This is a genomic window from Actinomycetospora sp. NBRC 106378 (assembly GCF_030269685.1).
In the GTDB taxonomy this organism is placed as follows: domain Bacteria; phylum Actinomycetota; class Actinomycetes; order Mycobacteriales; family Pseudonocardiaceae; genus Actinomycetospora.
Window position 1 is genome coordinate 847,595 of record NZ_BSTT01000001.1, and the last position, 19,600, is coordinate 867,194.

Here is a 19,600-nt window from a genome sequence, read left to right on the forward strand (position 1 = left end):
CCACCGCTGACGTCGGGCGAACCACCCTGCGTCGGGATCGAACCGGACCCGGGACCCGCCGTCGGGATCGAACCGGACCCAGGACCCGTCGTCGGGAAGGCAGTGGGCAAGCGGGGGAAGCCGGACGGCGGGGAGTCGAGGGAGCCGCGCTGCTGCATCGGGACGTCGGCGAACTCGGTCGAGGGCGCCTCCGGCGCACGGTGGCGGCCACCCTCGCGGCGGGGAGGCGTGTACGACGCGGTCCCACCCGCCTCCCGGCCGTACCCCCGCCCCCCGGTCGCCCGGTGACGGGCCTGCTGCGAGTCCTGCGCGTGCATCGACAACCACTCCCCCGAACAGACGTATGCACACCGCCACGTGCGCGGTCCCCGCCACTCTGTCCCCACGGGCACCCGCGGCGTTACCGCTTCCACCCACCCGGCCCAGCAGGTGTGCCGGACCGGGGGACCCGCGCCCGGGAACGCCGACGACACCCTCCGTAAACTGGGAGCATGACGCAGTTGCCCCGGGTTCCCGAGAAGCCGACGCTCGACGGTCTCGAGGACACCTGGGCCGCCGTATGGGAGGAGCAGGGCACCTACGCGTTCGACCGGACGGCCGAGCGCGCGGACGTCTTCTCGGTCGACACGCCGCCCCCGACGGTCTCCGGGTCCCTGCACGTCGGGCACGTCTTCAGCTACACGCACACCGACGTCGTCGCCCGCTTCCAGCGCATGCGCGGCAAGTCCGTCTTCTACCCCATGGGGTGGGACGACAACGGCCTGCCGACCGAGCGCCGCGTCCAGAACTACTACGGCGTGCGGTGCGAGCCGAGCCTGCCGTACGACCCGGACTTCGCCCCGCCGGAGAAGCCCGGCAAGCAGCAGATCGCGATCTCGCGGCGCAACTTCGTCGAGCTGTGCGAGACGCTGACCGCCGAGGACGAGAAGGCGTTCGAGGCGCTGTGGCGCCGCGGCGGGCTCTCCGTCGACTGGTCGCACACCTACCAGACCATCGACGCCCGGGCCCGCGCGATCAGCCAGCGCGCCTTCCTGCGCAACCTGGACCGCGGCGAGGCCTACGTCTCGATGGCCCCGACGCTGTGGGACGTCACGTTCCGCACGGCGGTCGCCCAGGCCGAGCTCGAGGACCGCGAGCACACCGGCGCCTGGCACCGGATCGCCTACCACGGGCCGGAGGGCGAGGTCTTCATCGAGACCACCCGCCCCGAGCTGATCCCCGCCTGCGTCGCGCTGATCGCCCACCCCGACGACGAGCGCTACCAGCCGCTGTTCGGCACCACCGTCCGCTCGCCGCTGTTCGACGTCGAGGTCCCCGTCCTGGCGCACCCGGCCGCCGAGATGGACCGGGGCGCCGGCATCGCGATGTGCTGCACCTTCGGCGACCTCACCGACGTCCAGTGGTGGCGCGAGCTCGACCTGCCGAACCGCACCGTCATCACCCGCGACGGCCGCCTGCTCCGCGAGACCCCGGAGTGGATCACGTCCGAGCAGGGGCGCGCCCGCTACGAGGAGATCGCCGGCGCCACCGTCTTCACCGCCAAGGAGAAGATCGTGACGATGCTCGCCGAGACCGGCGAGCTCGAGGGCGACGTCCGCCCGACGACGCGCCCGGTGAAGTTCTTCGAGAAGGGCGACAAGCCGCTCGAGATCGTCTCCAGCCGCCAGTGGTACCTGCGCAACGGCGGCCGCGACACCGAGATGCGCGAGGCGATGCTGCGCCGCGGCGACGAGCTCGTCTGGCACCCCGACTACATGCGCCACCGCTACGCCGACTGGGTCCGCGGGCTCAACGGCGACTGGCTGGTCAGCCGCCAGCGGTTCTTCGGGGTCCCGATCCCGGTCTGGTACGCCCTCGACGCCGACGGCGAGGTCCTGCCGGAGCAGGTCCTCACCCCCGACGACGAGGCGCTGCCGATCGATCCGACCACCGACGTCCCGCCCGGCTACACCGCCGAGCAGCGTGACCGGCCGGGCGGGTTCACCGGCGACCCCGACGTCCTCGACACGTGGGCGACCTCGTCGCTCACCCCGCAGATCGCCGGGCAGTGGACCGTCGACGACGACCTGTTCCGGCGCGTCTTCCCGATGGACCTGCGCCCGCAGGGCCACGACATCATCCGCACCTGGCTGTTCTCGACGGTCGTGCGCAGCTCGCTGGAGTTCGGGGAGCTGCCCTGGGCGCACGCCGCGCTCTCGGGCTGGATCCTCGATCCGGACCGCAAGAAGATGTCGAAGTCCAAGGGCAACGTCGTCACCCCGATGGGGCTGCTCGAGGAGTTCGGCTCCGACGCGGTCCGCTACTGGGCGGCCGGCGGACGTCCCGGCGTCGACACCGCCTTCGACCGCGGCCAGATGAAGGTCGGCCGCCGTCTGGCCATGAAGCTCCTCAACGCCTCGAAGTTCATCCTCGGGGTGGGGGTCGGCACGGGCCTTCCCGACGTCGGGTCGGTGACGGCGCCGATCGACCAGGCGCTGCTCGCGCGGCTCGCCACGGTCGTGCAGCGCGCGACCGACGCGCTGGAGCGGTTCGACTACGCGGTCGCCCTCGAGGTCACCGAGCAGTTCTTCTGGTTCTTCTGCGACGACTACCTGGAGCTCGTCAAGGCGCGCGCCTACGGCGAGTTCGACGACGCGGGCCGCGACTCGGCGCGCGCCGCGCTCGCCGTCGCGCTGCGGGTGCTGCAGCGGCTGTTCGCGCCGGTGCTGCCGTTCGTGGCCGAGGAGGTCTGGTCGTGGTGGCAGGAGGGCTCGGTCCACCGTGCCGCCTGGCCCACGACCACGGAGCTCCCGAGCGCCGAGGGGGGCGACGAGGCGGTCCTCGACGTCGCCTCCGACGTCATCTCCGGCATCCGCAAGGGCAAGTCCGACCAGAAGCTCTCGATCCGCACCGAGGTCGAGTCGCTGTCGGTCTCGGCACCCGAGGCGCAGCTCGACGCCCTGCGCGTCGTGCTGGGCGACGTGCAGGCGGCCGGACGGGTGCGCGACGTGGAGCTGCTGCCGTCCGAGGACGGCGAGCTGGTGACCCGCGTCGGCGGGCCCGTGGAGGCGGTCCAGGCCTAGCGGGAGACGGAGCCGGGCCCCGTGCGGCGGGGCCCGGTGCTGCTCAGCCCTGCAGCTCGGACTGCGGGGTGATGGCGAAGCGGTACTCGTCGCCGGAGCCGTCGGACTCGTTCTCCGGGATGCGCTCGACGTCGAGGACCTTGTCGTCCAGCGCGGACGCGGCCATCGGCTCGAGGAAGATGACGGCGCCGCCGCCCTCGAGCACGGTGTCGTCCGCCGCCGGGTTCGGCGCGACGGAGAGCTCGAGGCCCTCCTCCGCCATGTTCGGCGTGGCGGCGATCCGGAGACCGGATCCCTCGGGCATCTCGTTGGTCTCGAGGATGTTGGAGATCGCCTCGGCCGCCGTCTCCGTCAGTGCCAGCATGCCCCGTTATCATACGGATCACGGAAAGGTCACGCACGTCATCGCGCGCGCCATCACACGGGTTGGTCCCCCGACCCGGCGCCTGGTCACGGAGGAGAGCGGCCATGGCACTCCCGGTCCCCGAATCGGCCGCCGGGACGCGGGAGGACATCCTCCGAACGCTCGTCGGACATCCCGAGGGCCTCTCGGACCGTGAGCTCGCCGAGACGCTCGTCGAGGCGCACCCGGGCATCGATTACAAGGCCGTGAACCACCAGTGCCGCAAGCTGGTCACCGCGGGCGCGGTGGAGCGGGTGGGCACGAAGCCGGTCCGCACGCGGCTGGCTCCCGGGTACGTCCCGCCCGCACCACCCGACCGGCCCATCGAGGAGCCGGAGCCGTCGACCGATGCGCCTGATGTGTCCCTCGCGCCGACGACCACCGGTCTGCCCGGTCTGCCGCCCGTCCAGGCCGCCGTGCTCGCCGCCCTCGTCGACGCGCCCGCGGGCCTGACCGACAACGAGATCGCCGCGATCCTCGCGCCCGCGCACCCGGACGTCGACCCGAAGGCGTTCAACTACCAGTGCCGCAAGCTCGTGAAAGCGGGCCTGGTGGAGCGGTCCGCCCGCTCGAAGGACGCCCCGATCCGGACGCGTGTCACCGACGCCGGGCGGGAGGAGGCGGCGAGCGCGGTCCTGCCGGCTCCCGGGCCGGACCGGACGTTCACCGACCCCACGGTGTTCACCGCGGACCCCCGGGACGAGCAGGAGGACGAGGAGCCGCCGTCGCGCCGGCCCCGCCCCCGCCCGAAGGCGCCCAGCGACGACCTCGCCCGGATCCGGCGTTCCGAGCGCGCCGGCGACGACCCGGACGAGACGCCCCTGCGGTTCCTGCCCTTCTCGGCGTCGGCCTCGGTGGTGCTGCGCGAGCGGCTGGCGCAGCGGGCCGCGCTGCGGACCGTCCCGGCCCGGTCCCGCGAGGTCGTGGTCCCGCAGCGCGACGTGCTGCAGGGCTGGTCGCGGACGCAGAACGTGGCCGCGGCGGTCGCGACCTGGCTGACCCGCCGGGGCGGGACGGTGCGCCGCGCGACCGAGCAGGGCCCCGCGCTCGACCTCGTGGCGGGCCTGGACGGCGAGGACGTGCACGTCGAGGTCACCGGGTGGCCGCCGGACGGGGCACGCACGCACCCGAGCACGCTCGCGGCGGACTGGTTCCGCGCCGCGAGCGCGGCGGCGGTGCAGCGACGCCGGGCCCACCCGCGCAGCCGCGTGGTGATCGCGCTCCCGGACACCCGCCGCTACCGCGGCCTCGCCGCCGACGCCGCGTCGACGCTGGAGCAGGCGCGGGCCGAGGTGTGGTTCGTGGACGCCGACGGGGCGGTCCAGCTCTCCTGAGCCCGCGTGGAGCCCGATTGCCTCCCGCCGGGCGGGGGTAGCTCCACCGGACCACCACCGAAGGAGTTCCGAGTATGTCCGCGGACATCACCGAGATGATCCTCGACGACCACGACTGGTTCCGTCGGCAGTTCCTGCTCCTCGCGGGGCTGCGGGACCACCCCGACAAGCTGGACGAGGCCGCGCAGATCTGGGACGGGCTCGCCCGCCACCTCGAGGTCCACGCCTCCGCCGAGGAGGAGCACTTCTACCCGTCGATGGCCCGCCGCGCCGACGACGACGACGCCTCGGCCACCGAGGACGCCATCGGCGACCACGACGACATCCGGGCCGGCGCGCGCAAGGCGTTCGACCAGGAGCCCGGCAGCGAGGAGTGGTGGGCCGCGATCGACGAGTGCGACAAGGCCAACAACCACCACATGTCGGAGGAGGAGAGCGACGACCTGGCCCCGTTCCGCCGGGTGACGACGCTCGCCTTCCGCCAGGAGCTGGGCGCCAAGTTCGAGCAGTTCAAGTCCGAGCACGCCCACGCCGAGGGCCTCGACTTCGCGGACAAGGACCCGGACGCCTACGTCGAGGCGGTCACGACCACCAGCTGACGACTCCCGCGCCCAGCCCGCCGAAGGCGGCGCTGATCTCGCCGGGCCCCAGCACCAGCACCCCGACCGCCGCGAGCACCGCGACGAGCAGGAGCACCACGAGCACGGGGATCGCGCCGCGCGGCGGCCGGCGCGTCCCCGTCTCCGCGGGGACCGGCTGCGGTGCGGTGTCCGGCCCCCGGCCGGTCCGGACGACGGGTCCGGTGCCGGGGGCGTGCGCGAGCGGCGCGAGCCCGGCGTCGGGCTCCGGTCGACGCAGCGGGCCGGAGCTGCCGGGCGGGGCGTCCGACGTCGGGCGGGCGTCGTGGGGGCGCGCCGAAGCCAGCGCGGCGTGACCGGCGACGCCGGTGCCGTTCGCGGGCCGCCCGGGCTCGGCGACCGGGGCGGGAGCGGCGCCGACCCCGCCCACCCCCGTGCCGAACGCCTGCGGCCAGTCCTCCGAGCCCCGCTGGGCCTGGACGGGTGTGGAGGGCAGACGGGCCGCGGGGATGTCCGGCCCGGGCCGCTCCTCGTCGTCCCGCACGGCGGGGCCGTCGACCGTGGTGGTCTCCTCGGGGCGCTCCTCGGGGTGTTCGGGGCGCTCCTCGCGCGGCGGGTCAGTCGGCCCGTCCGGCCGCGCGAGCCCGTGCGCCGGGGTGCGGGGTTCACGGGGCACGAGCGGTTCGTCGAGCGCCGGCGCCGCTGCGGCCGGGGCGCCCACCACGGCGCCGACGCCGACCGGCGCCGACGGGTGGCCCACGGTGCGGCGGGCCCGGATCGCCTGGGCGCCGGAGGCGGCGCGGGTGGCCCGCGGGCGGGCGGGGCGCAGCAGCGCCGCGAGCCCGGTCACGCCGTCGGTGGCGCCGCCCGGCAGGACCAGGGCGTCGTCGGACCCGCCGACCAGGTCGGCGAGGCGTCGCGCGAGGGGCGTGACGCGGTCGGTGAGCACGTGCACGACACCGGACCGGTCACCGTCGTCCGGCCCGACCGCCCCGGCGGACCGGTCGATCTCGGACACCGTCTCCTGCAGCGCGTGCTCGACGAGCTGGTCGAACACCGCCCGGTCGACGGTCACGGTGTGGCCGCCGGCCGAGACCCGGGCGTGCGCGACGTCGGTGTCGGCGAGCCGCGTGCGGGCGCGGCGGACCTCGCGGCGCAGCCGGGCGGCCTCGCCGCGGGTGTCACCCGTCCCGCGGGTGCCCGGACGGGGGCCGCCGACGTGGCCCGCCGCGGGGTCGAGCGAGGAGAGCTGGGCGCGCACGACGCCGAGGAGCAGCTGGTCGAGCCGGGTCCCGGTGGCGACCGGACCCCGGGCACCGACCTCGGCCCCCTCGGCGGTCCGGACCACCGGCCAGGCGGTCAGGGCGCCGTCCCGCGCGTCCAGGACGATCGCGCGGTCGCCGACCGCGACCTCGGCCGCGACGCGGTCGCCGACCGCCGCGACCGGGCCGGGCAGCCACGACGGGGCGGGCAGCCCCACGAGCGCCGTCGCCTCGGCGATCTCCTCGAAGCGGCGCCGCTCGGTGTCGGCCGGGGTCGCGACGACGAGCCGCGACGGCCGGTCCGTGCCCTCGAGCAGGGCGGTGAACGCGTCGGCGAGCCGGTCCACGGCGTCGCCGCCGGGCTCGAGGGACGCGCTCCGCGGCGGCGACCCGTCGGCCGGGTCGCCCGTGCCGGCCGCCCGGTCCACCTCGACCGCGACCAGCTCCGACGGCGTCACCTCGACCGCCATCACCCAGCTGCTCACCGGAGTCCTCCTCGTCGTCCGCCGCGACGGTGCCGTCCCGTCGGGTCCCGCGGCGATCGCGCGCCGGGCGGACCCGGGTCGCGCCGCGGGCGCCGCCCACGGTAATGGGGCCCGATCCGGACCCCACCACCGGTGACCGGGGAGTCACCGGGGCGGGGACGAATCGGGCGTCGGTCATGGTCGATGTCACACCGGTGCGGCATGCTGACGCCCCGGGAGACCGGAGCGCAGCGCCGCCGCACCCGGAGGAGGGACGCGGCCGCCCCGGTGGGATGACGCCGTGCCGGGCGCGGATCGACGCCGCGTGGGCGGAGAGGGGGCGTGGTGGTCACCACGGGGACGGCACGCACGCCCCGGCGCGGGGCGACCGTCGACGTGCACGCGACGCTCGCGCCGCTGTGGCGGGGCCTCGTGCTCTACCGGGTGGTCGCCCTGGCCTACGCCGTCGCGAACGTCGTGCGTTTCGCCGACCTCTACGCCCGGCCCGCCCTCGGCGTGGGCGTCGTGGTGTTCATGGCCGCCTGGACGCTCGTCACCTCGGTGGCCTACCTCCGCGGGCCGTCGCGGCTCGTGCTCGTCGACCTCGTGGTCACCGTCCTCACCACGATGACCACGGTGCTCGTGGACGATCCCGCGCGCATCGCCGCCGGGCAGCCCGTGATCACCACGGTGTGGTCGGCGGGGGCGGTGCTCGCCGTCGCCGTGGCGTACGGGGTGCGGCCTGCGGTCGGGGCGGTCGCGGTGTCGGTGGCCGCGCTGGCCTTCACCCGCCGCGCCCTCGACGCCGCCCTGCTCTCCGACGCGCAGCTGCTGCTGGTCGCGGGTGTCGCCGTCGGGTTCGCGTCGGTGGCGATGCGGCGTTCGGCACAGCGACTGCAGGAGGCGATCGCGACGGAGGCCGCGGCGGCGGAGCGTGACCGGCTCGCCCGCGACATCCACGACGGCGTGCTGCAGGTCCTCGCGCTCGTCCGCCGCCGGGGCCCGTCGCTGGGCGACCCCGACCTGGTCCGGGAGGCCGCCGAGCAGGAGGTCTCGTTGCGGCGGCTGATCACGCGCGGCCCGCCCGGGCTCGACGGTCCCGACGGCGAGCCGGTCGACCTGGGTGCCGCGATCGGCGCCACCCTGCCGTCGCGGGCCGTGCTCGCGGTCCCGCCGGAGCCGGTCGCGGTGTCCGGCGCGCTGGCCCGGGCGGTGGTCGCGGTGGTGCGGGAGGCGGCGGCGAACGCGGACGCCCACGCCGGTCCCGACACCGGGCTGTGGGTGCTGGTGGAGGACGACGACGGCGCGGTGACGGTGAGCGTCCGCGACGACGGCGGCGGCATCCCCGAGGGCCGACTGGCGGCGGCCCGGGAGGAGGGGCACCTCGGCGTGGCCTCCTCCATCCGCGGCCGCACGGAGGAGCTCGGGGGGTCGGCCACGCTGGAGACGGCGCCCGGACAGGGCACGGAGTGGGAGTTGGTGTTCCCCCGATGAGCGACCCGCAGCGAGCGCCGACGCGGGTGATGGTGGTCGACGACCACCCGATGTGGCGCGAGGGCGTGGCCCGCGACCTCGGCGAACGTGGGTTCGACGTCGTCGCGACCGCGGGCGACGGGGCCGCCGCGGTGCGGATCGCGCCGGCCGCGCGACCCGACGTCGTGGTGATGGACCTGCAGATGCCGCACCTCGACGGGGCCGGCGCCACCGCCGCGATCCGCGCCGCGCTGCCCGGGACGCGGGTGCTCGTGCTCTCCGCGAGCGCCGAGCAGGGCGACGTGCTGGGAGCGGTGCGTGCCGGGGCGTCGGGCTACCTGATCAAGTCCGCCCAGGCGGCGGAGCTGGTCGACGCGGTGACGCGCACGGCCAACGGGCAGGCGGTGTTCGGGCCCGAGCTCGCGGGTCTCGTGCTCGGCGAGTTCCGGCGACGCGAGAACGCCGCGCGCCGGGAGGTCCGGCCCACCGGCGAGCCGGCGCTGACCCCGCGCGAGACCGAGGTGCTGCGCCTCGTCGCGAAGGGGCTGACGGCCCGACAGATCGCCGAGCGGCTGACGCTCTCGCACCGCACCGTCGAGAACCACGTGCAGAACGCCCTGCGGAAACTGCAGCTCACCAACCGGGTCGAGCTGACCCGGTACGCGATCGAGCAGGGCCTGGACGCCGAGTGACCCCGGGTCGCGGGGGCGGCCCCGTCACGACCCCGCCGTCCAGGGCCCGACCCCGCTGATGCGTTCCACGGTGGTCCGCACGACGTAGCCGGGCGGAGGCCCCGGAGGAGCCTGGTACTCGAAGTCCGGCGCCACGTACACCCGGGCCAGCGCCCCGACCAGCTCGGCCGCCCCGCCCTCGGTCACCTCGGCCGTGCCGTACACGACGAGGTTGGGGTGCATGCCGTTCGGGAGCGGCTCGGCGCCCGCGAACGAGATCGCGATCCGCGGGTCCCGTCGCAGGTTGCGCAGCTTGCGGTAGTTGCCGAAGTGACCGGTGACGATGTGGTCGCCGTCGAGACCCGCCCACACGGTGGAGACCTGGGGTCCGCCGTCGGGATCGAGGGTGACGAGATGGGCGAGGGCGCCGGAGCGGATGAGGGCGCGGGCCGACTCGGGGAGGGTGATGGGCACGGCGCCCACCCTCACCCCGGGCCGGGCCCGCTGCCAGTGGCCTGCGGGACGACCTGTGACAACATCGGGCCATGCCGCTCCCGCACCGCGTCGCCGTCCTGGTGCGCGACGGCGTGCTCGCGATGGAGCTCGGCATCGCCCACCGCATCTTCGGGCAGGCGCGGGACGCGGACGGGGCACGGCTCTACGAGGTCGCCACCTGCGCGGTGCGGCCCGGCACCGTCCGCACCGACGGCGACGTCGGCCTGACCGTCGAGCACGGGCCCGACCTGCTCGCCGCCGCCGACACCGTGGTGGTCCCGGCGACCGACGCCGACGACACGCTCACCGCGCTCGACCCGGAGCTCGAGGACGCCCTGGCCCGCCGCCGACCCGGCGCCCGCCTCGCGTCGATCTGCACCGGATCGTTCGTGCTGGCCGCCGCGGGCCTGCTCGACGGGCGCCGGGCGACGACGCACTGGCGCAGCAGCACGGTGTTCGCGGAGCGTTTCCCGGCCGTGGCCCTGCAGCCCGACGTCCTCTACACCGACGACGACGGGGTCCTGACGTCGGCCGGGGTCGCCTCGGGCATCGACCTGTGCCTGCACATGGTCCGACAGGACCACGGCGCCGCCGTCGCGAACGAGGTGGCGCGGCTCGCCGTCGTCCCGCCGCACCGCGACGGCGGGCAGGCGCAGTTCATCCGCCGGCCGCTCCCCGACACCGACGTGTCCCCCACCGGGCGCGCCCGGCAGTGGGCCGTCGACCACCTGGAGCGCCCGATCACCCTCGCCGATCTCGCGGCGGCCGCCGGGACGAGCACCCGCACCCTGACCCGCCGGTTCCGCGAGGAGACCGGGACGAGCCCGACCCAGTGGGTCGCGCGCCGACGGCTGGAGTCGGCCTGCGAGCTGCTCGAGACCTCGGACCTCACCGTCGAGGAGGTGGCGGCCCGGTGCGGGTACGGGACGGCGGCGTCGCTGCGGCTGCACATGCGCGAGGTCCTCGGCGTGTCGCCGCGTGCCTACCGCCGCACCTTCCTCGGCGTGTGAGGGTGCCTGCGGCAGGTGAGCAGGGCGCACCTCAGTTGAGGTGGGCCCGCCAGACGCGCGCGGCGCGCGCGAGCTCCGCGGCGTGCCGCGGGAGGCGTTCCCCCCACGAGTCCAGCAGCCGGGCGGCGTCGAGGTACTCCCCGCGCCGCCCCATCGTCGCGGCGAGCTCGACGACCTCCTCGGCGGTGACCCCCGGCAGGTGCAACCGGGCCTCCAGCACGCGGCGCAGCTCCGGGACCCGTCCGGCCGCGCGGTGCACCACCCGCAGGTTGGTCAGCATCCGCACGAGCACGGCCTCGGTGGTGACGGGGACGAGCAGGTCGGGGTGGAACGGCAGCGCCGGGTTCGCCCCGGTGGACGCCACGAACAGGGCCCGGCAGTCGGCCTCGTCGAGCAGCGTCCCCGTGAACGGGTCGACGTACCAGGCCGAGCCCACGGGATGCACGAGGAAGTGCCCCGGCATGCCGATCGGCTCGATCTGCAGCCCCGCCCGACGACCGACCTCGATCACGACGACGGCGAGCGTGATCGGGATGCCGAGCCGCCGCTCGAGGACGTCGACCAGCGAGGAGTTCCGCGGGTCGTAGTAGTTCTCGCGGTTGCCGGCGAATCCCTCCTCGGTGAACAGGCGCAGCACGAGCCCGTCCACGCTCGCGATCCCCGAGGCCAGACGGTCGAGCTCGGCGAGGGTGGCGCCCAGGTCGGCGTCGGGCCGCGCGAGCCGCGCGATCTCGAGGGCCGCCCGGTCGAGCGGCGGGTCACCGGCCTCGACGAGGGCGGCGAACCGGGTCACGGCGTCGGCCGACCCCTGGGGGTCCGGCGGCGGAGTCCGGTCCTCGGGGTCGACGGGCACGGGGCGCATCCTCCCCCGCCGGGGCCGCGCGCGCTCAGGAGGGCGTGATGCTGGTCGCGCCGCTCGTCCGGTCCCATCGCAGGACACCGCGTTCGAAGGCCTGCGCGCGACCGGCCGCCGTCGTGAACTCCTCCCCGGTCGGCAGGCCGAGCTCGGACCGGTCCGCGCCGCGCGCCCGCCAGGCGTCGAGGATCGGGCCGCTCAGCTCGTGCGCACCGGTGTCCGGCGACCAGTAGACCGACCCGTGCGCGAAGTCGGTGAACCGTCCGCGGCCGTCGGCGGTGGCCTGCTCGACGCGGTCGGGGTCGCCGAGGTCGGGGCGGTCCGCCCAGGCGGCGCGGACGTCGGTGCCCGCGGCGGCGACGAGCTTGTTCACCTCGGCGCGGATGGTGTCCATCGCGGCGAAGCCGGCGTTGCCCGGGCAGGCGGTGTTCCCGACGTCGCGGTGCGCGAAGACGGCGTCGACCGTCGCCTGACTGCCCTTGGCGAACTTCGAGGTGCCGCCGCCGTTGGAGGTCAACGTGACCTTGGCGGCCGAGTCCCGGTACATCCCGCCGAGCTTCCACGCCGCGAGCTTCTCCACCGAGGTCAGCTCGGCGGGGGTCGGAGCGACGTCGGAGAGGTTGCCCATCATCGCGATGCCGAACGTCTCGCGGTTGAACCCGCCGGCGTGCGCCGCGATCACCGGACGGTCCATGCCCCCGGCGCGGCCCTCGTAGATCGTCCCGTACTTGTCGACCAGGGCGTTGTAGCCGATGTCGCCCCAGCCGTTCTTCTTCGCGTGGTAGGCGTAGATGCCCCGGACGATGGCCGCCGCCTGCTCGGGGCTGTAGTCGTTCGACTCGGCGGTGTGGTGGATCGTCACCGCCTTCGTCGTCGGGGAGTACTCCGGCGGCCACGTCATCATGCCCTCGTCGGCCCCCCACTGCGCCCGGGTCACGTAGGCCGGCGCGACGGGGGCACCGTCCCGCGCCGCCGTCTGGCGCTCCCGGGCCCGGGCGCCGATCGCCTCGTCGTTGCCCGACGTGCCGGGGTCGATGCGCTGCACCGCGAGACCATCGGTGACCGCTTTCCCGCCCCGGGTCGCGCGCACCTCGACGGCCCGCTTGTCGCCGACCCACACCGGATCGGTGCCGCCCGGCGCCGGCGCCGACGACCGTGACCCGGTCGCCGCGGTCCGCTGTGCGTCCTGCGCGTCCCGCTCGTCGCTGTTGGCGTCCAACGGCAGCCAGGCGCCCCACGCCCCGCTGTCGTCGGTGGACCGGAGCGAGATCGTGTCGGGATCCGGTCCGGTCCAGGTCACGGCGACCAGCTGCAGCGGCGTCGAGGAACGCGCCACCTGCGCCCCGCTGCCGTCCCGGCCCTGCGGGGCGAGCGGAACGGGGCTGATCGAGGGCGGGGTCGGGTCCGCCGGCGGGAGCGTGGCCGCGGGCAGGGCGGACACCGCCGACACCGACGACGCGGGAACGGGCGCCTGCTCGGTGACCGCGACCGCCGCGGGGGCGGCGACCGCGAGGGCGGTGAACGCCCCGAACCCGAGCAGGACCCGCTGGAGCCGGCGCCGTGGCGGACCCGACGGGGCCACCCGCCGTCGGGAACCGTTCGTGGCCGACCACCGCGACATCCGTCGTCCTCCGCTCCACCGTCGTTCCTCGCCGGAGCAGACTGTGTCACCCACATGCGCCCCAGTGGTGCGCCGACGCACCACCCGCGTGGGTGATCTTCAGGAGGAGCGGGTCCAGAAGGCGACGTCGGCGTAGGTGGCGACCGAGCGCGCGGTGATGGAGTCGGCGCCCGCGCCGATCGGCCCGGAGACGAGCGGGATCAGCTTCGTCAGGTTGAGCACGCCGCGGCGGCCCGCCCGGCTCGCGAGGCGGTAGCCGATGCGGCGGTCGAGCTGCTCGCGGACCTCGGTGGGCAGCCGCCGCAGGCCGGTCAGCAGGGAGACCTCCTGCAGGTCGATCCCGGTGTGCTCGGCGAGCTCCGAGCCGTCCGGCCCGAGCACGCAGAGCAGGACCGCCGTGCGCACCACGGGGTCCTCGAGGTCGTGGCCGCGGGCGTGGGCGATCGAGGCGGCGAGCCGCGTGCACACCAGGTAGAGACCGGTGGCACCGGCGGGCGCGGTCAGCAGCATCGTCGCGGCACCGCCGAGGCTGGTGAGCAGGCCGGAGCTCGCGGCGAGCCGGACGTGCGTGGTGGTCAGGCGCCGGATCGCGACGTCGACGTCGCCGTCGGCCTCGGCCAGGTGGTCGTCGGCGACCCGCCGGGCCGGCGAGAAGGGGCCGGCACCGCCGACCCCGCGGCGGAGCAGTTCGCGGACGAGCGGGTCACCGTTCCACGTCGCCGGCAGTGGGCGGTCGGGGTCCACCTCGCCAGCCTGTCACGGATCGCGGACCGGGGACGCACGACGGCCCGGCCACCCTGGGGAGGGAGTGGCCGGGCCGTCGTGGGGGGAGCGATCGCGCCTAGAGGACGTCCAGGGCGATCGAGTTGCCGTTCAGGTCGTCGTTCAGGATCGAGGTGCAGGTCAGGTTCGCGACGTTCGCGCCACCGACCGGGACCTGGGCGATCGCGTTCGCCAGGGAGTCGCCGGCGACGGTGCTCCCGGCCGCGGCGTCGCCGCCCTTCACCGAGCAGGTGTCGCCGCCGTGGCCGTGGTGGGACCGGTGGTGCCCGCCGTCGTCGTGGCTCGGCATGTCGCCGGCGAACGCGAGCGGCGCGCCCGCCACGAGCCCGGCGCCGGCACCGAGCAGCACCGCGGCCATCGTCGTCCTCGTCATGTGGTCTCCGCCTCCGTGCCGGGGTCCGTCAGGCCGCCGGGAGGGTCGGCAGCTCGGTCGGGAGTTCGGTCGGGAGTTCGGTCGGGAGCTCGGTCGGGAGCTCGGTCGGGAGCTCGGTCGGCAGGTCGGCGCCCAGCACCGAGACCGCGATCGAGTTGCCGTTGAGGTTGTCGTTCAGGATCGAGGTGCAGGTCAGGTTGGCGATGTCGGCGCCACCGACCGGTGCCTGGGTGACGACGTTCGCCAGGGAGTCGCCGGTGATGGTGCTCCCGGCCCCGGCGTCCCCGCCGAGCACGGAGCACGTCGGGCCGGAGTGTCCGCCGTGACCGTGGTCGTCGCCGTGGGACTCGGTGGCCGAGGCGAGCGGGGCGACGGCCGCGAGGCCGGCGAGCACGCCGACGCCGACCACGCCGATCTTGCTGATCACGAGTTCTCCTGGGGAGCTGCAGGGGGAGAGCCGCCGTGCGGTGGCATCGAGGGGATCAACGGCACCTGTACGAAAAAGGTGACTCGTCGTCACCGGAAGGCGTCGTCGGTTGCTGCACCCGTGCAGAAACGTGTCCGTGAATGCCACGGACAGCGCAGATCGGTGGCCGTCGGCGACCCGGTCGAGCGGCGACGGCGATCGTTCGTCGGGGGAGGACCGCCACGCAGCGCGACGAGCAGGAGTGGATCTCCGACGGCCGGAGGTCCCCGTCCGGGGCAGTTGTGCCCGGGGGCGGGAACGACGACGGCCCGGCCACCGCGAAGGGTGACCGGGCCGTCCGGGGGTCGGGCGCCTACAGCACGTCGGCGGTCAGCCGGTTCATGCTGAGGTTGTCGTTCAGGATGCTGTTGCACAGCAGGTTGCCGACGTTGGCTCCGCCGACCGGGGCCTGGGCGACGGCGCCCACGAGCCCCTCGCCGGATCCGCGGTTGTCGGCCGTGGCCGCACCGCCCTGCGCGGAGCAGGTCGAGCTCGGGGCCGCGGGACGCGGGCTGTCGTGGTGCGACTGGTTCGCGGACGCGAAGGGCGCGATCGCGACGAGGCCGGCGGCCACGGTCAGGGTCACCAGGGCGGGCTTGCGGTAGGACACGGTCATCTCCTCGCGGTGGGTCGGGGCGTCTCAGAGGCCGAGCAGGCCGAGCACGTCGAGGCCGTCGCCGAGGACGGACAGGTCGACGACGTTGCCGCTCAGGTTGTCGTTGAGGATGCGGTTGCAGACGATGTTCGCGGCGTTCAGGCCGCCGACCGGCGCCTGGACCACGGCACCCACCAGGCCCTCGCTGTCCGCGCGGTTGGTCGCCGTGGCGTTGCCGCCCGCGACCGAGCAGGTGGAGGAGGGGCCGGTCCCGCCGTGCGGGCCGCCGTGCGACTCGGTGGCCGAGGCGAGCGGCGCGAGCGCGACGAGGCTGGCGGCCACGCCGACTCCTGCGATGCCGAGCTTGGTGATCATGGGAACTCCTGGACGGTCGTGAGGGGAGCGGTCGGCCGCCCCGAGGAGCGACATCGACTGCGTCAACGACCGTTGCGCGAACTTCGTGACCGAGTGTCACCGGAAGGCGGCATCAGTTCCCCGACCCGTGCTCGACCGGCGGCCGACGATCACGTGCGGCGACGGCCTGGCCGGCGCACGGTCCCGGATGTGGGGGTCGCGAGGTGCACTCGACGGCGGGTTCAGACCACGAAGTGCAGTGACGCGGCGTGAGATCTTGAGGATCGACGTCGTCAGTTCGGGTTGGACGCGAGCAGATCGAGCGCGGCTCCCAGATCGCCGGCCCACGCCTCCGCGCGGTCCCGGCGGGCCGCCCGTTCGAGGCGCTCCCGCTGGGCGGGCGCCCGGGTCCAGGCCACGACGACGGGGTCCACCCGCGCGCCGTAGTGCGCGTCGATGACCAGCTCGGCGAGGTGGTGGTCGGCGCTCGCGGTGTCCTTGTACTCCCAGATGCCGAGCAGGCGCGCGGGCCCGTCGCCGAGTCCGGAGGCGTCGTCGAGGAACGACGTGGCCGTCGCGACGGGCAGGTCCGGGTGCGGGCCGGGGTGCCGGTCGAGCAGGGCGACCCACAGGGTGTCGACGAAGTCCCGCACCGCGGTCCGCTCGGCGGTGGTCCAGTCGACCCAGAAGGCCGCGATGCGGGAGAGGACGGAGTGCAGGTCCACCCGGTCGTCGGTCACGACCGCGCGCAGCAGCCACGGCGTGAGGGCACGGACGTCGTCGGGGGCGCCGATGGTGGTACCCAGTCCGAGCGCGAGGGACAGCGGGTCCGCCTCCGCGAGGACGACCGGGCCCTGCCGCGGCGTGCAGCTCTCCAGGACGTCGCGGGCCGGGTGCGCGACGAAGGCGGCCTCCACCTGCCACAGTGCCGCCGCGACATCCGCTTCCACGTTCGCGATTCTGGGGCTTGACAAGCCGACACGCGCCACTGATCGGGCGCTTCCCACCTGATGGTGTCACTCTTCGTGTTCTCGCGTACGGCCGAGCGGGCAGGGCCGTCGGACCGCCTCCCCGAGTGGCACAGTGAAGGGGTGGAACGCACGCGTACCGATGTCGAGGTCAGCACGACGACGGGTGCGCTGCGGGGCCTGGCCCGCAACGGGTTGGTCTCGTGGCGGGGCATCCCGTACGCGGCGCCGCCCGTGGGTCCCCGACGGTGGCGCGCCCCCGAGCCGGTCGCGCCCTGGGACGGGGTCCGGGACGCGACGACGTTCGGCCCGGTCCCCCCGCAGGAGCGGACCGGCGAGTTCCTCGGCGCCGGGAAGCACACCCCGATGGCGGAGGACTGCCTGACGCTCAACGTCGTCGCTCCGGCCGCGCCCGCCGACGCCCCGCGTCCGGTGATGGTGTGGTTCTACGGCGGGGCCTTCGTCGTCGGGGCCGCCTCCGCGACCACCTACCGCGGCCACGGGCTCGTGGCGCGCGGCGACGTCGTCTACGTCAGCGTGAACTACCGGATCGGGGCGCTCGGCTACGTCGACGTCTCGTCCTACGGCACCCCCGAGCGACCGATCGACTCCAATCTCGGGCTCCGCGACCAGATCGCGGCGCTGCAGTGGGTGCGCGACAACATCGCGGCGTTCGGCGGCGACCCCGACGACGTCACGATCTTCGGGGAGTCCGCCGGGGCGATCTCGGTGACCACCCTCATGACCGTCCCGGCCGCACGCGGGCTCTTCCACCGCGCGATCGCGCAGAGCTCGGCGCCGGGGGTCGCCTACTCGCAGGAGCGGGCCTCCGGCTGGGGCGAGCGCTACCTCCGCGAACTCGAGCACGTGGTCGGCCGGACCGACGACCCGGTCGCACTCCTCGACGGGGCCACCACCGACCAGCTCCTGCACGCCGCCCGCCGCTACCGGCACGCCGCCGACGACACGCCGGGCGTGCTGCTCACGGCGCCGGTGGTGGACGGCGACCTGCTGCCCGAGGCGCCGCTCGACGCCTTCGCCGCGGGCCGCTCCGCGCCCGTGCCGTTGATCATCGGGACCAACGACACGGAGGGCCGGCTCTTCGAGCTGCCGGGGCTGCGCCTCGACCTCCTCGTGTCCGACGAGCGCGTCGCGGCCGTGTTCGCGGCGACCCAGCCCGAGCTGCGCGATCAGGTCCTCGCGGCCTACCGCGGCACCCCGTACCGCAAGGACCTCGGCGGCGACTACCTGTTCTGGTACCCGTCGGTGCAGGTCATGGAGGGCCACAGCGCGGCGGGCCACCCGGTCTACGCCTACCGCTACGACCTCGCCCCGCGCCTGCTTCGCCTCCTCGGCCTGCGCGCGACCCACGGGACCGAGCTCTACGCCGTGTTCGGACTCGCCCGGTCCCGCGCCGGACAGGTGCTGACCGCGCTCGGGGGTGCCCGCGCCCTCCGGGTCGTCTCGCGGAGCCTGCAGCGCGACTGGACGACCTTCGCCCGCACCGGGGCGCCCGCCTCGCACTGGCCGCGGTACACCGCCGAGGACCGGCTCACCCGGATCGTCGACGCCCACGACCGCATCGAGGCCGACCCTCGCCGGGGCCGCCGCCTCGCGTGGGCCGGCTACCGCGGCTACCGCTGACCCTTCCCGACGGCGGGTGCTCGGCGCGCTCCCGCCGCGAGGGTTACACCAGGCATGCCCGCGGCCCCCGGAACCTGCCCCACGTCACCCTCGCGGCCGGGGCGGGGTGCTCGGCGCGCTCGGCGCGCTCCCGCCGCGAGGGTTACACCAGGCACGCCCGCGGCCGCCCGAACCTGCCCCACGTCACCCTCGCGGCCGGCCGAGGGGTGGGCTCCACGCCGTGGCGAGCCGCCGGTGGACGATGACCCGCGTGGCGGAGATGACCGGCGCCGAGGTGCGCGCCCTGCTGGCCGAGGGCGGGACGGTCCGTGACGTCGTGGCCGAGGAGCCGGACCTGCACGGGCTCGACCTGTCGGGGATCACGCTCGAGGCGTGCCGCCTGCCGGGCGCCGACCTGCGGGGCGCGACGCTGGACGCGGTGACGGTGCGCGGCGGGTCGCTGGCCGGCGCGATCCTCGTCGACGCCGACCTCACCGACGCGACGTTCGAGGCCGTCGACCTCTCCCGGATCCGTCTGACCGGGGCGCTGCTGACCGAGACCCGGTTCGCCGACTGCCGCATGATCGGCGCGGACCTGTCCGGGGTGCGCGGACTCGCCGTCTCCTACCGCCTCGACGGGTGCAACCTCGGTCTGGCGAACCTGCAGGACGTGCCGTGGCGGGGTGCGCACCTGCGCGGCGTGGACCTCTCCGAGGCCGACCTGCGCGGCGCCGACCTCCGCGACGCCGTGCTGACCGACTGCGTGCTCCGCGACGTCGACCTCGGCCACACCCGACTGACCGGCGCCGACCTGCGGGGCACCGACCTCGGCGGCCTCTCCGACGACAGCCCGCGCACCCTGCGCGGCGCGATCATCAGCGAGGCCCAGGCCGCGGCGGTGTGCCGCGCCCTCGGCCTCGTCGTCGCCTGACGTGTCCTAGTGCGAGGACCCGGACGAGGTGGCGCGCGCCTTCTTCAGCCGGCCGTAGAAGCGGAAGGTCACCGCGGCCGCGACGATCGTGACCACGAGGAAGACGATCGACAGGATCGGCTCGTCGACCGGTGTGAAGAAGATGATCGCGCTGAAGAGCGACAGGAGCGTGCCGATGATGCCGATCCCGACGTTGAGCTTCAGCTCGCTCTGCTTCTCGGGCGACGAGTCGGGCGCAGCGGCGGGATTCCGGGCCAGGGCGGGGTCCATGGCTGCTC

Annotated in this window: 20 protein-coding genes; 8 read left to right on the forward strand and 12 right to left on the reverse strand. The window is 75.1% G+C overall.

Annotation, left to right across the window (positions count from 1 at the left end; translation table 11 throughout):
- Positions 1 to 491: 491 nt before the first annotated feature.
- Positions 492 to 3,062 (forward strand): valine--tRNA ligase, encoded by a 2,571-nt coding sequence (valS, locus tag QSK00_RS04235; RefSeq protein WP_285587841.1) that lies wholly within the window; start codon positions 492 to 494, stop codon positions 3,060 to 3,062.
- 43 nt (positions 3,063 to 3,105) lie between these two features.
- Here the strand turns inward: valS and QSK00_RS04240 are convergent, their stop codons facing one another.
- Positions 3,106 to 3,426, reverse strand: coding sequence for a hypothetical protein (locus QSK00_RS04240; RefSeq protein ID WP_018330495.1), 321 nt, complete (start codon positions 3,424 to 3,426; stop codon positions 3,106 to 3,108).
- Between the two features lie 104 nt (positions 3,427 to 3,530).
- On the opposite strand from QSK00_RS04240, the gene QSK00_RS04245 reads away from it, so the two are divergent.
- Both QSK00_RS04245 and QSK00_RS04250 read left to right on the forward strand, forming a co-directional pair.
- Positions 3,531 to 4,799 carry a MarR family winged helix-turn-helix transcriptional regulator gene (locus QSK00_RS04245; RefSeq protein ID WP_285587843.1) on the forward strand — a complete coding sequence of 423 codons (1,269 nt, stop codon included), beginning with the start codon at positions 3,531 to 3,533 and terminating at the stop codon, positions 4,797 to 4,799.
- A 74-nt stretch (positions 4,800 to 4,873) separates the two neighbouring features.
- Entirely contained in the window at positions 4,874 to 5,398 is a 525-nt protein-coding gene (locus QSK00_RS04250; protein WP_285587845.1) for a hemerythrin domain-containing protein, read from the forward strand.
- Here the strand turns inward: QSK00_RS04250 and QSK00_RS04255 are convergent.
- The gene (locus tag QSK00_RS04255; RefSeq protein WP_285587847.1) at positions 5,382 to 7,124 is read right to left on the reverse strand and encodes a hypothetical protein; all 1,743 of its coding nucleotides are present in this window, start codon (positions 7,122 to 7,124) and stop codon (positions 5,382 to 5,384) included. The two genes, QSK00_RS04250 and QSK00_RS04255, sit on opposite strands and share 17 nt — an antisense overlap.
- 321 nt (positions 7,125 to 7,445) lie before the next feature.
- On the opposite strand from QSK00_RS04255, the gene macS reads away from it, so the two are divergent.
- Both macS and QSK00_RS04265 read left to right on the forward strand, forming a co-directional pair.
- Positions 7,446 to 8,597 (forward strand): MacS family sensor histidine kinase, encoded by a 1,152-nt coding sequence (macS, locus tag QSK00_RS04260; RefSeq protein ID WP_285587848.1) that lies wholly within the window; start codon positions 7,446 to 7,448, stop codon positions 8,595 to 8,597.
- Entirely contained in the window at positions 8,594 to 9,268 is a 675-nt protein-coding gene (locus QSK00_RS04265) for a response regulator (protein WP_285587849.1), read from the forward strand. The genes macS and QSK00_RS04265 overlap by 4 nt, the downstream gene beginning before the upstream one ends.
- A gap of 24 nt (positions 9,269 to 9,292) precedes the next feature.
- On the opposite strand, the gene QSK00_RS04270 is transcribed toward QSK00_RS04265, so the two are convergent.
- The gene (locus tag QSK00_RS04270) at positions 9,293 to 9,721 is read right to left on the reverse strand and encodes a PPOX class F420-dependent oxidoreductase (protein WP_285587850.1); all 429 of its coding nucleotides are present in this window, start codon (positions 9,719 to 9,721) and stop codon (positions 9,293 to 9,295) included.
- Between the two features lie 71 nt (positions 9,722 to 9,792).
- Between QSK00_RS04270 and QSK00_RS04275 the strand changes: the two genes are divergently transcribed.
- Positions 9,793 to 10,752: a GlxA family transcriptional regulator gene (locus QSK00_RS04275; protein ID WP_285587851.1), complete on the forward strand. Its 960-nt coding sequence runs from the start codon at positions 9,793 to 9,795 to the stop codon at positions 10,750 to 10,752.
- A gap of 31 nt (positions 10,753 to 10,783) precedes the next feature.
- Here QSK00_RS04275 and QSK00_RS04280 read toward each other — a convergent pair whose 3' ends face one another.
- The 8 genes from QSK00_RS04280 to QSK00_RS04315 form a co-directional block, all read right to left on the reverse strand.
- Positions 10,784 to 11,605 carry a SirB1 family protein gene (locus QSK00_RS04280; protein WP_285587852.1) on the reverse strand — a complete coding sequence of 274 codons (822 nt, stop codon included), beginning with the start codon at positions 11,603 to 11,605 and terminating at the stop codon, positions 10,784 to 10,786.
- A 34-nt stretch (positions 11,606 to 11,639) separates the two neighbouring features.
- The gene (locus QSK00_RS04285; protein ID WP_285587854.1) at positions 11,640 to 13,229 is read right to left on the reverse strand and encodes an N-acetylmuramoyl-L-alanine amidase; all 1,590 of its coding nucleotides are present in this window, start codon (positions 13,227 to 13,229) and stop codon (positions 11,640 to 11,642) included.
- A 99-nt stretch (positions 13,230 to 13,328) separates the two neighbouring features.
- Positions 13,329 to 13,973 carry a hypothetical protein gene (locus tag QSK00_RS04290; protein ID WP_285587855.1) on the reverse strand — a complete coding sequence of 215 codons (645 nt, stop codon included), beginning with the start codon at positions 13,971 to 13,973 and terminating at the stop codon, positions 13,329 to 13,331.
- A 97-nt stretch (positions 13,974 to 14,070) separates the two neighbouring features.
- Complete coding sequence (locus QSK00_RS04295; RefSeq protein ID WP_285587856.1) at positions 14,071 to 14,385, reverse strand: hypothetical protein; 315 nt, start codon at positions 14,383 to 14,385, stop codon at positions 14,071 to 14,073.
- Between the two features lie 28 nt (positions 14,386 to 14,413).
- Positions 14,414 to 14,812 carry a hypothetical protein gene (locus tag QSK00_RS04300; protein ID WP_285587857.1) on the reverse strand — a complete coding sequence of 133 codons (399 nt, stop codon included), beginning with the start codon at positions 14,810 to 14,812 and terminating at the stop codon, positions 14,414 to 14,416.
- 352 nt (positions 14,813 to 15,164) lie between these two features.
- On the reverse strand, positions 15,165 to 15,467 hold the full coding sequence (locus tag QSK00_RS04305; RefSeq protein WP_285587858.1) for a hypothetical protein: 303 nt from the start codon (positions 15,465 to 15,467) through the stop codon (positions 15,165 to 15,167).
- A 24-nt stretch (positions 15,468 to 15,491) separates the two neighbouring features.
- Positions 15,492 to 15,821: a hypothetical protein gene (locus tag QSK00_RS04310; RefSeq protein WP_285587859.1), complete on the reverse strand. Its 330-nt coding sequence runs from the start codon at positions 15,819 to 15,821 to the stop codon at positions 15,492 to 15,494.
- Between the two features lie 272 nt (positions 15,822 to 16,093).
- Complete coding sequence (locus QSK00_RS04315) at positions 16,094 to 16,750, reverse strand: hypothetical protein (protein WP_285587860.1); 657 nt, start codon at positions 16,748 to 16,750, stop codon at positions 16,094 to 16,096.
- A 141-nt stretch (positions 16,751 to 16,891) separates the two neighbouring features.
- Here QSK00_RS04315 and QSK00_RS04320 point away from each other — a divergent pair, with 141 nt between their 5' ends.
- On the forward strand, positions 16,892 to 18,412 hold the full coding sequence (locus QSK00_RS04320; protein ID WP_285587861.1) for a carboxylesterase/lipase family protein: 1,521 nt from the start codon (positions 16,892 to 16,894) through the stop codon (positions 18,410 to 18,412).
- 259 nt (positions 18,413 to 18,671) lie between these two features.
- Positions 18,672 to 19,322: a pentapeptide repeat-containing protein gene (locus tag QSK00_RS04325; protein ID WP_285587971.1), complete on the forward strand. Its 651-nt coding sequence runs from the start codon at positions 18,672 to 18,674 to the stop codon at positions 19,320 to 19,322.
- A 6-nt stretch (positions 19,323 to 19,328) separates the two neighbouring features.
- On the opposite strand, the gene QSK00_RS04330 is transcribed toward QSK00_RS04325, so the two are convergent.
- Complete coding sequence (locus QSK00_RS04330) at positions 19,329 to 19,592, reverse strand: hypothetical protein (protein ID WP_285587862.1); 264 nt, start codon at positions 19,590 to 19,592, stop codon at positions 19,329 to 19,331.
- Positions 19,593 to 19,600 lie beyond the last annotated feature (8 nt).

Bases quoted from the DNA above. Each gene is read 5' to 3' on its own strand.
- QSK00_RS04245 (WP_285587843.1), top strand. From the start codon at position 3,531: ATGGCACTCCCGGTCCCCGAATCGGCCGCCGGGACGCGGGAGGACATC.
- QSK00_RS04240 (WP_018330495.1), bottom strand. From the start codon at position 3,426: ATGCTGGCACTGACGGAGACGGCGGCCGAGGCGATCTCCAACATCCTC.
- valS (WP_285587841.1), top strand. From the start codon at position 492: ATGACGCAGTTGCCCCGGGTTCCCGAGAAGCCGACGCTCGACGGTCTC.
- QSK00_RS04325 (WP_285587971.1), top strand. From the start codon at position 18,672: ATGACCGGCGCCGAGGTGCGCGCCCTGCTGGCCGAGGGCGGGACGGTC.
- QSK00_RS04285 (WP_285587854.1), bottom strand. From the start codon at position 13,229: ATGTCGCGGTGGTCGGCCACGAACGGTTCCCGACGGCGGGTGGCCCCG.
- QSK00_RS04295 (WP_285587856.1), bottom strand. From the start codon at position 14,385: ATGACGAGGACGACGATGGCCGCGGTGCTGCTCGGTGCCGGCGCCGGG.
- QSK00_RS04310 (WP_285587859.1), bottom strand. From the start codon at position 15,821: ATGATCACCAAGCTCGGCATCGCAGGAGTCGGCGTGGCCGCCAGCCTC.
- QSK00_RS04330 (WP_285587862.1), bottom strand. From the start codon at position 19,592: ATGGACCCCGCCCTGGCCCGGAATCCCGCCGCTGCGCCCGACTCGTCG.
- QSK00_RS04275 (WP_285587851.1), top strand. From the start codon at position 9,793: ATGCCGCTCCCGCACCGCGTCGCCGTCCTGGTGCGCGACGGCGTGCTC.
- QSK00_RS04265 (WP_285587849.1), top strand. From the start codon at position 8,594: ATGAGCGACCCGCAGCGAGCGCCGACGCGGGTGATGGTGGTCGACGAC.
- QSK00_RS04305 (WP_285587858.1), bottom strand. From the start codon at position 15,467: ATGACCGTGTCCTACCGCAAGCCCGCCCTGGTGACCCTGACCGTGGCC.
- QSK00_RS04250 (WP_285587845.1), top strand. From the start codon at position 4,874: ATGTCCGCGGACATCACCGAGATGATCCTCGACGACCACGACTGGTTC.